The following is a 14,115-nucleotide window of genomic DNA, read 5'->3' as shown; positions in this document are numbered from 1 at the left end:
TTATTGGTGGTGCTTCTGCTTATGGTGGTACCGGTACAGTTCCTGGTGTTATCATTGGTGCACTTCTGATGGGTGTTCTGAATCTTGGTATGAGTATCATGGGTATTGACCAGAATATCCAGAAGGTTGTTAAAGGTATGGTTCTTCTGGCAGCGGTTATCTTCGATGTTGTCAGCAAGAGAAAATCTTTTATCGTAAAATAATAATAGTCAGCGAATCAGGACAGCAGGTTTTCGGAGTGATCCGGAACCTGCTGTTTTTGGGTGTATATACTGTTGTTTTATGTAAGGTTATTTTGTTACTGTTCACTGGTCAATGTCATTTAGTTAATTTTCAAGGTTAGATCTTATACATGAGGTCTAACCTCTTTTTTAGTTTTTCCCTAAATAGGGGTTGACACTTCAACTCAAATGTGCGGCCGCTCTCACTACTGATTGGTTTTTAGAAGTAGTGAGAGCGGCCCTTGTAGTTAAAGAAGCATCTGCACGATGCAAATACAACTACAAGGAGATTTTTTTATGCTACAAAACCAAATCAAAACCATATTTAAAAGGGCACTGAAAAAGTCTGATTCTAAAAAAGAATTGGGCTTTTTTGTGAAAATTTCGGTCGCCCGGCAAAGGAACCAGAAATGATGTTTAAACTGCTTTTCCTGAAAAAACTGTACGATCTTTCTGACGAAGCCCTGATTAGCAGCGCCCAGACGGACATGGCATATAAATTTTTCCTTGACCTGGAACCAGAAGCAAAAATGATAGATCCCAGTCTTCTCACAAAATTCAGAAAAACTCGTATTACAGAAGATATTCTGGAAGAAATGTTAAAAGAAACCATTCAACAGGCTTTGGATAAAAATCTGATCAAATCGGGAACCATTATCGTTGATTCCACCCATACAATTGCTTCTGTCTGGGCAAAATCTCCAACGCAGATTCTGCGGGATATGAGCAAACAACTTCGGAAAGAGGTTTATAAAACAGCTTTTGAATTATCAGAGCGATTTCCTGAGAAACCCTCTTTGGAAGCAGGACTGGATGAAGAAATTGCCTATACTAGGGAACTACTCCAGGTTCTGGAGGAAGGAATAAAATCCTGTGGAAATAAAAAGATACAGAAACTTTCTCATGAAATGAAAGAACTACTAGAAGATGAGCGGCTCAAAGAGATCCGATCCAAAGATGATAAAGATGCACGGTTTGGACATAAAACGGCAACCAGTACGTTCTATGGATATAAGAATCATCTTGCGATGACTGAAGAACGTCTCATTGCGGGGATCACTGTAACAGATGGAGGAGCACCAGATGGGCAGGAATTACCAAAACTGATAGAAAACGCGAAGGAAAATGGAATAAAAGTTACAGAAGTTATAGGCGATATGGCATATGTCAGTGATGACAATCTGGAAGTCTGCGGAAAAGAGATTACATTGATTGCCAGAACCAATACAGCAGTAGCTGCTGCAGCAAACGGGAACCTTGAGGAAGGTTTCTGCTTTAATAAAGATGCTGGGATGCTGCAGTGTCCTGCCGGAGAGCTTTCCACGCGTGTAGAAAAAAGAACGGCAAAAAATGGGAATACTTATTTAAGATATATATTTAGCAAAGTAACGTGTCGGAAATGTCCCCAAAGAGAAAAATGCCGTGTAGGAAGATCAAACGCTAAAACAAGAAGCTACAGTATCACGCAAGCAAGCGAGAAAAATCTTGAAAGGCTTAAATTTGAAGAAAGCGAATATTTTCAGGAGCGAATGAAGATTCGGCACAGGATAGAAGAAAAGAATGGAGAACTAAAGGAAGCTCACGGTTTGCGTAAAGCAGATTCGAGAGGTTTATTTGCTATGCATCTGCAAATGTATTTTACGGCATTTACAGCAAATGTAAAACGAATAGTAAGATTAGATGAGCTGGCTATGGAGTAAACCATAGCTTTTTATGATTTTCCTAAGTAAAGATTTGAAAATAATATAAAAGAAAAACTTCCACTTAAGAAGAAATGGAAGTTTTTCAGTGCCCTTCAAATACAAGGGGTGTGGCACTTTTATCTGCATACACGAAACATAGTAATGTTTTATCTCCGCTTACTTTTTTTCTGAATTCCTTTCATTTTCCGTTTTGTTATGAATTGATAGTCTGTTCTGAATCCACAGGTTTCGTGGAGATCGTCAGTGATTTTCTGACGTTCATATACCGGCATGAAACCCTGTTCTTCTACATCTGCAAATTTTATGTCTTTTAAAATATGGAGCAATTGTTCTGTAGTATAAGTTCCTTTCAAAGCGCGGTTTAATAACCGGATTTGTATAGGACTGAGTGATATAAAAGGACTCGGAATTTTTTGATTTTGATGTTGTTATACGCACAATAATTACCGCTTCCACTGTTATAGTACATATCACTAAATATTACTATATAATAAAAATAAAAATTTGACAAAAAAATAAGCCTGTTTCAAGGCTTTGCGGTACTTTTTTGAATTTCAATGTGTCAAACTCCCGTGTAACAAGAAAATAAAAAAATATAAAGTTTTAGTTGTTGCCCGTTATCTTTTCTGATATAATAAGTCCAAATCTTAATACTCTGCCGTGATAAAATGTGAAACTGTCACGAAGGAGGCTAAAAGGAGAAACTACAAATGAAAGAAAAGAAAGAACGGGCCAAACGTCTGCCCACTTTTGCGGAATCGATCACACCGATCGTCGCAATGCTCCTGATCCTTACCATCGGAAAAGGCGTATTCGGCTACAGCACAGAGCCGCTTCTGATCATGGTAGCTGCAATCGCAGCATTTATCGCGTTCCGTGTAGGCATTACCTGGGATGAGATGATGGATGAGATCTGCACCAAGATCGCAAAGGGCATGCCTGCCATCCTGATTCTTGTATGTGTTGGCGCTATGGTTGGTACCTGGATGGCATCCGGTACCATTCCGATGATGATTTATTACGGCGTCCAGATCGTAAACCCGAAATTCATGCTGGTTACCGCGTTCCTGATCGAGGCAGTGGTTTCGGTTGTTACCGGTACCTCCTGGGGTTCCGTTGCAACCATGGGTGTTGCCCTGATGGGAATCGCAAGCGCCCTTGGCGTATCCCTTCCGGCTACTGCAGGCGCCTGCATCGCAGGTTCCTACTTTGGTGACAAGATGTCTCCGCTGTCCGATACCACAAACCTGGCTCCGATCGCGGCAGGCAGCACACTGTATGAGCATATCGGACATATGTTCTACACCACTGTCCCAGCAACCATCGTTTCCCTGGTGGTATATGCCATTGTTGGTATGAACGCAGATGTAAGCGCAGATATTACTTCTGACACCGTTACTACTTTATTAAGCCAGCTTTCTTCCATGTACAGCTGGAACCTGCTGATCATCATTCCGGTAGTGATCGTGCTGGGCGGCTCCCTGCTTCAGAAGCCAACCATTCCGGTTATGCTTCTTTCTACTTTTGTAGCAGGCTTGGAGAGTGTCTTCATTCAGCACGTAGCGTTAGGAGATGTGTTAAAGGCAACCGTAAACGGTTTTGATGTATCCATGATCCACCGTGCAGGATTTGACACCGAGACCTGTTCCGAGGCCGTAACCAAGCTGTTAAACCGCGGCGGTATGAACGGCATTATGAGCACCACACTTCTGGTATTCTGCGCATTCTGCTTCGCAGGTATCATGAGCCGGGCTGGCTGTCTGGATGTGGTACTCCAGAAGATCTTAAGCGTGGCAAAGAGTACCGGTGCGCTGATCACCGCAACCGTTGCAGCCTGCATTACCATGGCACTGACCACCGGTAACTCTTACCTTGCCATTCTGATTCCGGGCGAGATGTTCCGTGACGCTTACAAAGAGCGCGGGCTTGCGGCAAAGAACCTGTCCAGAACCCTTGAGGATGCCGGTACCGTAGTTGTACCGCTGATCCCGTGGTCCGCAGCAGGTGCTTACATGGCTTCCACCCTTGGCGTAGAGACTTTGGATTACCTTCCATGGGCAATCCTGTGCTACACCGGCTGGATTTTTGCAATCATCTGGGGCTTTACCGGATTTGGTATTGCCAAGCTCGATGATGAGAAGAAAAAGGAGAACTAAATACGATGTCCAGAGTGCTTTTGATTAAAAACGCGAATCTGTATGATCCGGATCCAAAAGGAATCCGTGATATCCTGATCGTAGATGAAAAAGTATTTTCTGTGGCAGAACACATCGATCCACCGGAACTTTCTGCTCCGGTGGAAGTTGTTTCTGCAGATGGAAAAATGGTAATTCCTGGTTATGTGGACCAGCATGTTCATGTGATTGGCGGGGGCGGCGCAAAGCTTCTGGTTACACGGCTTTCTTCCCTGCATGAGGAAGTGCGTGATGCTGTAAAGGCAGGGGTTCCGGTGGAAAAAGCCATCCGCATCTGCGGGGAGAACCCGGCCAGAGCCAACGGATTATTCCCGAAAAAGGGCTGCATCCGTCCGGGCAGCGACGCGGATCTTGTGATCCTGGATGAGGAATTTCTGGTAGATACGGTATTTGTCCGTGGACAGAAAATGGTGGAGTATGGAAAAGCACTGGTAAAAGGCACCTTTGAGACAGACTGACAGAAGCTTTGAAATAGAAAAGCGGAAAAGAAAGAGACAGGAGAATTGACATTATGATCAAGTTACTGAAAAACGCGAATGTGTACGCACCGGAGAAACTGGGAAAGAAAGATATCCTTATTGAGGGGGAAAAAATCCTTCTGATGCAGGATACTATTGAGGGATATGAGGGACTTCCGGGAGTGGAAACCTATGATCTGGAGGGAAAGACCGTTGTTCCGGCTTACATTGACATGCACGTGCATATCACAGGCGGCGGCGGAGAGCAGGGGCCGGCATCCCGTGTACCGGAATCCCAGCTCAGTGAATTCTTCAAAAATGGTATTACCACGGTAGTCGGACTTCTGGGAACCGATGGCGTAACCCGCAGTGTGGAAAATCTGGTCGCAAAAGCTCGCGCCCTGACCGAAGAGGGCATGACCGTGTACACTCTGACCAGTTCCTATGGTTACCCGCCGACCACCCTGACCGGAAGTGTAGAGCGCGATATCATCCTGGTTCCACCGATGATCGGTGTGAAGGTAGCGGTATCGGACCACAGAAGCTCCAACCCAGGCGGAGAAGAGCTGATCGCGCTGGCTACTGCAGCGCGCAGAGCCGGCTTACTCAGCAATACCCCTGGCCTGGTAACCATGCACATGGGTGACGGAGAGGGAAGACTGGATCCGATTTTCTATGTGCTGGATCATTCCGACGTTCCAGCCAAGAACCTGCTGCCGACCCACATCTTACGCAATCCTGGACTGATTGATGCCGGCGCGGATCTGGTGCGCCGTGGCGGCTACATTGACTGCACCGCCGGCGCCGATGATGTGGAGGTCGAATCCGATGCTCTGAAGCTCTATGAGCTGTTGCACCGCGAAGATGTGAGCCTGGATCATGTAACCATGTCCAGTGACGCGTTCGGAAGCCAGCCGCGCTTCAACGAAGAGGGCGAGTGCATTGGCCTGACCTACGCGTCCCCGAAGTATCTGCACCGTACCATCCAGATCCTGGTAAGAGAGGGCATGCCGCTGGAGGATGCCTTACAGCTTCTGACCAGCACTCCGGCCGTACTCCTTGGCAAAGAAGGAATCAAGGGCTGTGTAGCGGAAGGCGCAGACGCAGACCTTCTGGTACTGGATGAGAATCTCAACATCAACAGCCTGTTTGCCCGCGGCAAGGTCGCTGTGTGGGAGCAGGAAGTGAAGATGAAGGGCAGATTCGAGCAGTAAGGAAAAACATACAGGAGAAGGACTGTGATTGACTTATTGGTGGTGCTTCTGCTTATGGTGGTACCGGTACAGTTCCTGGTGTTATCATTGGTGCACTTCTGATGGGTGTTCTGAATCTTGGCATGAGTATCATGGGTATTGACCAGAATATCCAGAAGGTTGTTAAAGGTATGGTTCTTCTGGCAGCGGTTATCTTCGATGTTGTCAGCAAGAGAAAATCTTTTATCGTAAAATAATAATAGTCAGCGAATCAGGACAGCAGGTTTTCGGAGTGATCCGGAACCTGCTGTTTTTGGGTGTATATACTGTTGTTTTATGTGAGGTTATTTTGTCGGTTTTCGTGGTTTTATGGGGGATGTGCTTGTTTTTAGGAGAACGTTATATTATAATAAGGGCAAGTGACAGAAAATACGAAATTATGTTGTCGGGAGGCTGTAATGGGAAATACAGTAACGATCTGTTTTGCAAATAATAAGGGCGGCAGCGGAAAGTCCACCAGCTGTTCCAATGTGGGAGCGGCACTGGCCGGCATGGGTAAGAAGGTACTGATGGTAGACGGTGATATGCAGCTGAATCTTTCCCTTTCTTTTTTTTCGGAGGAAGAAGTGCTTGAGATGGCAGCAGGGGAAAAGAATCTCTACTATGCTATCGGTCATCAGTCGGATCTCAGCGATTTTATCGTGCATACGAAGTATGAGAATCTGGATCTGGTTCCGTCGTCTACGCTGATGAGCTCCGTGGAATATGAGCTTTTTACAAAATGGCAGAGAGAGTTTATCCTGCGGAAATGTCTGCAGAAGGTTAAAGATTCCGGAGTGTACGATTACATTCTCATTGATGCACCGCCTACTCTTGGCGGCTGGGTGATGAATATTTTATGTGCATCCGATTATGTTCTTGTTCCGGTAGAGGCAAGTCCGTGGGGTATGTTTGGTCTTGCAAATATGTTTGATTTCCTCAATGAAGTCAGGGAGATCGCTCCGGATTTAAAGGTTTTGGGAATCGTAGTAACCAAGGCAGATGCCAGAAAGAATTATTTCAAACAGACTATGGAAACACTGAAAGAAATGGAAGGAATCTATCTTTTCGAATCTTTTATCCGTGTAGACAGCTCCATCGAATGGTCCCAGGACAGCAGTGAACCAGTTGTGGAGTTCAAAAAAAGCAGCCGCAGCGCAAAAGAGTACATAGCATTGGCAGAGGAGGTAATGAATCGTGTCAGTAGGTAAAGCAAGCATCGCAAGAGCAGTAAATGCAGAAAAAGCATCCAAAACAGAAACAAAAACAGAGGTAAAAGAGGCTGAGGTTAAAGCAGCAGAGAAGCCGTCAGAGGTAAAAGCTGAAACAGCTGAAAAAGCGGCAGAAAAAACTACAGCAAAGAAAACAGCAGCCAAAGCTCCTGCAAAGAAGACCACAGCAAAGAAAGCAGCCGCAACAAAAACAACAGCAAAGAAAACCACTACCAGAAAAACAACAGCACGTAAAACCGCAGCAAAGAAAACAGCTGCAGCAGAAACAACAGGAACTGTAGCCCAGAACGTGATCAGCGGAGGAAACGCCGACGAACTCCAGGCCAAATTCCTCACCCCAAAGAAAGATGAGCCGGACAACAACCAGCCAGTAGGAATTAAAGACGAGCTTCCGGTTTATCTGCTGTAATCTTTGATTGAATTTTTTGAAAAGATAGTAATTGACAAATAAAAAGACTGCTATATATCTATATCACTATTGATAAGGTATACAGCAGCCTTTTATTTTGCCCTATAAAAATCTCAGTGGGACAGCGAAGCGCCTCCCTCGTATCTTTCTACATATTGTAATATGCAGCATACAATCCATTCTTCTCAAGCAGTTCAGCATGAGTGCCTCTTTCGGCGATACCCTCCTCCGTGATCACAATGATCTCATCCGCATCACGGATCGTAGAAAGCCGGTGCGCGATCGTAATGGTAGTACGATTTTTTGAAAGTTCCTCCAGACTCTTCTGAATCCAACGTTCGCTTTCGTTATCCAGAGCGCTGGTGGCCTCATCCAGGATCAGGATCGGAGGATTCTTAAGGAATACACGTGCAATGGAAATCCGCTGCTTCTGTCCGCCGGAAAGGCGTGTGCCACGTTCTCCGACATAAGTGTCGTATTTATCCGGAAGCTCCATGATAAAGTCATGGATACTCGCACATTTGGCGGCTTTGATGATCTCTTCATCGGAAGCTCCGGGCTTTCCGTAGGCAATATTATCCTTGATGGTTCCATCAAAAAGATAGACATCCTGCTGTACCATACCGATCTGGCTTCGAAGGCTCTTAAGAGTCAGCCCGCGGATATCCTTTCCGTCTACAGTAATGGAACCGCCGGTCACATCATAAAATCTGGGCAGGAGAGAGCAGATCGTGGTTTTTCCGCTTCCGGAAGGTCCCACCAGGGCAATGGATTTTCCTGCCGGGATATCAATAGAGATATCGGAAAGCACAGGAGTTTCATCATCGTTGTAATGAAAAGAAACATGGTCGTAACGCACATGTCCTTTCACGTCCGTAAGCTCCGCAGCGTTGTCTGCATCCCTGATCTCGGATTCTGTTTCCATCACATCCAGGAAACGGCGGAAACCGGAAAGACCCTTCTGCATCATTTCCACAAGTTCCACCAGGATCTGGATGGGGCTGATAAAGATTCCGATATACAGGGCATACATGGCAAGATCTGCAGTCTGCATTTCACCCTGAGCAATCAGATAGCCGCCGTAAACAAGAGTTACCAGGTACATCATGCCCTGGAAGAAAAGATTGGAACTCATGAAGCTTCCCATGCAGTGATAATTATCTCTTTTGGAAACAAGGAACGCTTCATTGCTTTTCTTAAATTTGACACGTTCGATGTCCTCGTTTGCGAAGGACTGCACCACGCGGATTCCGGAAAGCGTATCCTGAAGGCTGGCATTTACATCTCCGATCTTACGACGGTTTTCCATGAAGGTTTCCTGCATTTTTGCATTCTGGCGGAAGGAAAACACAAACATTACGATCACCAGGAGGATCAGCGGCAGTGCAAGCTTCTTGTTGATGAAGACCAGGAAGATAAAAGCACCGACGATCTTTACCAGAGAGATAAAAAGATTCTCAGGACCATGATGTGCAAACTCGGAAATGTCAAAAAGGTCACTGACCAGCTTGCTCATCATCTGACCGGAATTATTCCTGCTGTAATAGGAAAAAGACAGCTCCTGGTAATGGTCAAAAAGCTCCCGGCGCATATCACGTTCCATCTTTGCACCCATCATATGTCCCTGACAGGTTACATAATATTTGCAGAGACTCTGCACAATGTACATAACAAAAAGAGAAGCTGCAATCACAGGGAGGGCATGAAGAATAATATCCTTATCCTGTGTAAAGAGAGTTTTTGTCATAGTACGAAGAATCTGGGGATAAGCAAGATCTACCAGACTGATAACGGCTGCACAGATCAGGTCAATAAAAAAGACCGCTTTGTACGGGCCGTAGTAGTGGATGAATTTCTTGATGGTATTCATCGGAAAAGTACCTCCGTTTTTATGAAATGTATAGTGTTGTCTGAGCAAAAAATATTGCTGCCGGACATTCTATGTTCATCTTATCATAAGTGAGAATAAAGTCAAGATAAGTGAATTTCTGGCCTGTTTCGTTTCTGTATACTTTCTGAGAACAGGAACTATATGGCTGCTGTTCACAGGAAATATTCCGCAAGAGATTGTTGGCAACGGAGCGGATAGTGATATGAGGAGATATTTTTTGGAAAAAATCAAATTACTCCTTGACACAGAAGAACAAAACCCGTATAGTGTATTTCAGATTTGGTGTGTAACTGATAAGCAGGCATTAACCAGTCATAAATGTTATTATTTTTATTTGACGTTTATGGGGGTTGGTGTCTTTTTTTGTTGCCCACTTAAAAGATTCCCGCTCCAAAACGTCGAAAGAAAAGGAGAGAGAACATGAAAGACAAAATTTTCGGAGTTTTGCAGCGTGTGGGACGTTCCTTTATGCTCCCCATCGCAATCCTTCCTGTGGCAGGCCTGCTTCTTGGATTCGGCAGTTCCTTCACAAATGAAACGACCATTGCAACCTATGGACTTCAGAAGATTCTGGGAGACGGAACCATCTTAAATGCACTCCTAGTCATCATGAACAAAGTCGGAAGTGCGGTATTTGATAACCTGCCTTTGATCTTTGCAGTAGGTGTGGCCATCGGTATGGCAAAAAAAGAGAAAGAGGTAGCAGCTCTTTCCGCACTGATCGCTTACTTCGTTATGAACGTAGCCATCAACGGTATGCTGGTAGTAAATGACAAGATCACAGCAGACGGACAGATCGCAAAAAGCGTTCTGGAAGGTACTGTAACTTCTGTCTGCGGCATTCAGTCTTTGCAGATGGGTGTGTTTGGCGGTATTATCGTCGGCCTTGGTGTTGCGGCTCTGCACAACCGTTTTCATAAGATCGTGCTTCCAAACGCACTTTCCTTCTTCGGTGGTTCCAGATTTGTGCCCATCATTTCCACCATTGTATATATGTTTGTGGGAATCCTGATGTATTTCGTATGGCCGGCAGTCCAGAACGGTATTTATGCTCTGGGCGGTCTTGTAACAGGCAGCGGCTATGTCGGAACCCTGATCTTCGGTATTATCAAACGCGCGCTGATCCCATTCGGACTTCATCACGTATTTTATATGCCATTCTGGCAGACAGCCGTTGGCGGGACTATGGAGGTTGCAGGCCAGATGGTACAGGGCGGACAGAACATCTTTTTCGCCCAGCTTGCAGATTCCGCAAATGTAGCGCATTTCAGTGCTGATGCAACAAGATATTTTTCCGGAGAGTTCATTTTCATGATCTTCGGTCTTCCGGGAGCAGCTCTTGCCATGTACCGCTGTGCAAAGCCTGAGAAGAAAAAAGCAGCAGGCGGACTTCTTCTTTCCGCAGCCCTTGCATGTATGCTTACAGGAATCACAGAGCCACTGGAGTTCTCTTTCCTGTTTGTAGCTCCTGCATTGTTTGCGGTACAGGTTGTTCTTGCAGGTGCGGCTTATATGATCGCACATATGCTGAACATTGCAGTAGGACTTACCTTTTCCGGCGGTTTCCTTGATCTGTTCCTGTTCGGGATCCTTCAGGGAAATGCAAAGACAAGCTGGCTCAGGATTATCCCGGTAGGTATCATTTACTTTATTCTCTATTATGTGATCTTCACCTTCCTGATCAAAAAGTTCAACTTCAAGACTCCGGGACGTGAGGATGACGACACAGAAACAAAGCTTTACACAAAAGCAGATGTCAATGCGAGAAAAGAAGCCGGAAAAGCCGGTGAAGCAGCAGGAAGTACATCTGCAGACCCGGTAAGTGAAGTCATCACAGCCGGCCTTGGAGGAAAGAAAAACATCAGCGATGTGGACTGCTGTGCAACAAGACTCCGTATCACCGTCCATGATGCAGCAAGAGTCAACGACGACATTCTGAAAACAACAGGCTCCAGAGGAATCGTGAAAAAAGGCCAGGGCGTGCAGATCATCTACGGTCCCCAGGTAACTGTGATCAAATCCAAGCTGGAGGATTATCTGGAGACAGCGCCGAATGAATATTTTGAAGGTGCAAATGAGAAAGAAACAGACAATGCGGAAAATCAGGCTCAGTCTGATACAGAGTGTACAGCAGAAAGTACAGGTGAGGCTGCTCAGAACACAGCTCCGACATCCGAAGCCAACACGCAGCCGGAGAAAAAGATTCTCAGAACAGCGATTGTCTACAGCCCGGTAACCGGTATCGCTGCAGACCTTTCCACAGCGCCGGATGAAGGCTTTGCGGAAGGAATGATGGGAGAGGGTGCTGTAGTCACACCGAAGGACCCGGTGATCTGTGCTCCGGAAGACGGCGAGGTAGAGTTTATTTTTGACACAAAGCATGCCATCGGATTCCAGACAGATACAGATCTTCCTATACTCCTCCATATCGGCATTGACACTGTAAAGCTGGAAGGAAAAGGCTTCGAGATCCTGGTAGAGCAGGGACAGCATGTAAAAAAAGGCGAGCCGTTGATGAAGATTGACATCCCGTATCTTACAGAAAACGCTCCGTCCTTATGTTCTCCGATTCTTTGCACAGAGATCGAGGATAATCAGAGAGTACGCCTTCTTGCCAATGGAGAGATCAAGGCAGGAGAGCCGCTGTTCGCAGTAGAGACTGTGGAAGAATAGGGAATTTTTCAGCAATAATATAGAGGATTGGTTTTGTGAAAAGCGCGCCTAATGCCCGGGCGCGCTTTTCCTGTGGCAAAGAAAATAACTGTCTGTCAGAAGGACTTTACACAAAAGAAAGATTCTGTTACGATAAAGAAAATCAACAGCTGCAGACAAAAATGTCGACTGAAAATCCGGGGCAGACAGTGGTGGAATGTGGAAAAGCGGCAGGATATATAAAAATGGTGGGGAAAAAGATGTACAGAGTGAGCAAGGTATTGAACAATAACGGCATCATTGCCATAAATATGGAAGAAAACCAGGAATATGTACTTCTGGGAAAAGGTGTGGGATTTGGAAAGAAGGTCAGCCAGCGTTTTGAGGCTCCGGCAGACTGTACCATTTACAGGCTGGCTCAGGAGACAGAACGTGGCTCAGCAAAAGAACTGGCAAAGAGCGTAGCACCGGAATTTCTGGAGATTGCAGATGAAATATTGAGAGAAGCTGAGAAGACCTTTGGGGATACCATAGACAGAAGGATCCTGTTTCCCCTTGCTGATCATATTTCCTTTGCAGTGGGACGTATCCGGAATCATGAGCAGATCAGCAATCCCCTGACGGATGATATCAAGGTGCTTTTTTACAGTGAATTCAAGGTGGCGGAGGTATTGAAGAAGATCTTGAAGGAGCGGATGGATATTGAGATCGACGAGCATGAGGTGGGATATGTGGCACTTCATATTCACTCAGCACTTGGAGATGAAAAGGTGTCTGTTGCCATGCAGACAGCAAGAACGGTACGGGAATGTATCGCCATGATTGAGATGGCCACAGGAAGAAAGATCGATGTGATCTCCCTGTCCTACAACCGTATGATGAACCATATCAAATATATGGTAGCCCGTGTCTCCACAGGGGAGACACTGAAGCTGGATATGAATGAATATATAGAAGAAAAATATCCGGAATCCTACAGGATCGCAGAGGATGTCTGCGAGAGCCTGGGCAAAAGCCTTGGGAAAAAGCTGGACCCTATCGAGATCGGTTATCTTGCCATGCATATTGAGCGGACAGTAGAGCAATAAATATAAATGGCTGATCCGCCTCAGGGATTTACACAATAAATTCAATGGCTTTTTTGACAGCAGTACTCATGGTAGTACTGCTGTTTGTGACTAGGCAGACTTCCCTCTGGGGGAGTGGCTCTTTAAGCTGAAGGGCAAAAATCTTCCCGTCATTGATCACTTCCCGGGCAAGGGGTTCCGGGTAAAAGCCGATTCCCAGATTATGGACGATCATGGGAAGGACCTGGTCTGTAGTTGCTGCCTCTATGTCAGGATGAAAAGAAACACGGTTTTCCATAAAGTAATTCATATACATTTCTCTGGTGCTGGTCCCTTCCGCAAGACCTACAAAGGGCAGATCCTGAAGCTCATGGATGCTGATAGGGGCAGTAGCCAGATCCTTATATTTGCTTCCGCATGCAAGGATCTCCCGGTAACGCAGGAGACTTTTTTTCTGTAAAGGCTTGCGGATGGAGATCGGAGTGGTGACAATAGCGAAATCCACCGCATAATTTTTCAGTGCCTGTACAGCCTGTGGAGTAGAATGGTTAAAGAGGCGCAGGCGAACATGGGGATATTGCTCGCGGAACAGCTCCAGCTTTTCCAGAAGGATCAGACGCAGGGCATTTTCGCTGGCGCCGATGGAAACCAGGCCATGCTCCAGCTCTCCGTTCTGGCGGATCTCCTCTTCGCCGATGGACAGCTGCTCAAAAGCCAGGGCAACGTGTTCATAAAGCTGGCGGCCTTCCGGTGTAAGTGCGATTCCCTTGTTGGAGCGGAGAAAGAGCGTACATTTCAGCTCCTGCTCCAGGTTGTTCATACAGCGGGTGATATTTGGCTGATTGTTGTGAAGAGCTCTTGCTGCCTTGGTAAAGCTCTTATACTGGGCTACATAATAAAAGATCCGGTAGTAGTCGTAAGTGATCATGTATTGTCTCCATCCTGTGATATGATTTTAATATGTTTACGATATTAATAATACTTTTTACATTTGCTTCTGAGCAAACTATAATACACCCGAGGAAAAAAATCAATGACAGGAGTGATTTAGAGTG

At 45.7% G+C, this 14,115-nt stretch carries 9 protein-coding genes and 4 pseudogenes; 10 read left to right on the top strand and 3 right to left on the bottom strand.

The features are described 5' to 3' along the window. Positions 1-203: pseudogene (locus LI091_RS09760) on the top strand (sugar ABC transporter permease); the annotation flags it as partial. A 389-nt stretch (positions 204-592) separates the two neighbouring features. Then, positions 593-1,921, top strand: a pseudogene (locus LI091_RS09755) (IS1182 family transposase); the annotation flags it as partial. 149 nt (positions 1,922-2,070) lie between these two features. Here the strand turns inward: LI091_RS09755 and LI091_RS18765 are convergent. Beyond that, positions 2,071-2,298, bottom strand: a pseudogene (locus tag LI091_RS18765) (IS1634 family transposase); the annotation flags it as partial. Positions 2,299-2,634: 336 nt separating this feature from the next. Between LI091_RS18765 and nhaC the strand changes: the two are divergent. From nhaC to LI091_RS09725, 6 genes and pseudogenes are all read left to right on the top strand, one after another. Beyond that, positions 2,635-4,080, top strand: a complete 1,446-nt coding sequence (nhaC, locus tag LI091_RS09750) for a Na+/H+ antiporter NhaC (RefSeq protein WP_015526033.1) — start codon at positions 2,635-2,637, stop codon at positions 4,078-4,080. A 5-nt stretch (positions 4,081-4,085) separates the two neighbouring features. After that, positions 4,086-4,577 carry an amidohydrolase family protein gene (locus LI091_RS09745; RefSeq protein WP_015526032.1) on the top strand — a complete coding sequence of 164 codons (492 nt, stop codon included), beginning with the start codon at positions 4,086-4,088 and terminating at the stop codon, positions 4,575-4,577. A gap of 53 nt (positions 4,578-4,630) precedes the next feature. Next, positions 4,631-5,791 (top strand): beta-aspartyl-peptidase, encoded by a 1,161-nt coding sequence (iadA, locus tag LI091_RS09740; protein WP_015526031.1) that lies wholly within the window; start codon positions 4,631-4,633, stop codon positions 5,789-5,791. 35 nt (positions 5,792-5,826) lie between these two features. After that, positions 5,827-6,027 (top strand): annotated as a pseudogene (locus LI091_RS09735) (sugar ABC transporter permease); the annotation flags it as partial. 201 nt (positions 6,028-6,228) lie between these two features. After that, positions 6,229-7,020, top strand: coding sequence for a ParA family protein (locus tag LI091_RS09730; RefSeq protein WP_015526030.1), 792 nt, complete (start codon positions 6,229-6,231; stop codon positions 7,018-7,020). Continuing rightward, complete coding sequence (locus LI091_RS09725; protein ID WP_021650455.1) at positions 7,007-7,450, top strand: hypothetical protein; 444 nt, start codon at positions 7,007-7,009, stop codon at positions 7,448-7,450. The genes LI091_RS09730 and LI091_RS09725 overlap by 14 nt, the downstream gene beginning before the upstream one ends. A 148-nt stretch (positions 7,451-7,598) precedes the next feature. Here the strand turns inward: LI091_RS09725 and LI091_RS09720 are convergent, their stop codons facing one another. Continuing rightward, a complete protein-coding gene (locus LI091_RS09720; protein ID WP_114002205.1) occupies positions 7,599-9,320 on the bottom strand; it encodes an ABC transporter ATP-binding protein in 1,722 nt (573 codons plus the stop codon). 441 nt (positions 9,321-9,761) lie between these two features. Between LI091_RS09720 and LI091_RS09715 the strand changes: the two genes are divergently transcribed. Beyond that, positions 9,762-12,014, top strand: coding sequence for a PTS transporter subunit IIABC (locus LI091_RS09715; protein WP_265191120.1), 2,253 nt, complete (start codon positions 9,762-9,764; stop codon positions 12,012-12,014). Positions 12,015-12,253: 239 nt separating this feature from the next. Then, positions 12,254-13,081 carry a PRD domain-containing protein gene (locus LI091_RS09710; protein WP_092070295.1) on the top strand — a complete coding sequence of 276 codons (828 nt, stop codon included), beginning with the start codon at positions 12,254-12,256 and terminating at the stop codon, positions 13,079-13,081. Between the two features lie 28 nt (positions 13,082-13,109). Here the strand turns inward: LI091_RS09710 and LI091_RS09705 are convergent, their stop codons facing one another. Next, positions 13,110-13,988 carry a LysR family transcriptional regulator gene (locus LI091_RS09705; RefSeq protein ID WP_173734456.1) on the bottom strand — a complete coding sequence of 293 codons (879 nt, stop codon included), beginning with the start codon at positions 13,986-13,988 and terminating at the stop codon, positions 13,110-13,112. Positions 13,989-14,115: the final 127 nt, after the last annotated feature.

Origin of the sequence: Blautia sp. MSK20_18, from assembly GCF_020553125.1 — a bacterium.
Lineage (GTDB): Bacteria > Bacillota > Clostridia > Lachnospirales > Lachnospiraceae > Blautia_A > Blautia_A fusiformis.
Note: the sequence above shows the minus strand (reverse complement) of the source record. Positions and strands in the feature narration are given on the sequence as shown.

Coding starts and splice junctions, on each gene's coding strand:
- nhaC (WP_015526033.1), top strand. CDS start 2,635: ATGAAAGAAAAGAAAGAACGGGCCAAACGTCTGCCCACTTTTGCGGAA.
- LI091_RS09745 (WP_015526032.1), top strand. CDS start 4,086: ATGTCCAGAGTGCTTTTGATTAAAAACGCGAATCTGTATGATCCGGAT.
- iadA (WP_015526031.1), top strand. CDS start 4,631: ATGATCAAGTTACTGAAAAACGCGAATGTGTACGCACCGGAGAAACTG.
- LI091_RS09730 (WP_015526030.1), top strand. CDS start 6,229: ATGGGAAATACAGTAACGATCTGTTTTGCAAATAATAAGGGCGGCAGC.
- LI091_RS09720 (WP_114002205.1), bottom strand. CDS start 9,320: ATGAATACCATCAAGAAATTCATCCACTACTACGGCCCGTACAAAGCG.
- LI091_RS09715 (WP_265191120.1), top strand. CDS start 9,762: ATGAAAGACAAAATTTTCGGAGTTTTGCAGCGTGTGGGACGTTCCTTT.
- LI091_RS09710 (WP_092070295.1), top strand. CDS start 12,254: ATGTACAGAGTGAGCAAGGTATTGAACAATAACGGCATCATTGCCATA.
- LI091_RS09705 (WP_173734456.1), bottom strand. CDS start 13,988: ATGATCACTTACGACTACTACCGGATCTTTTATTATGTAGCCCAGTAT.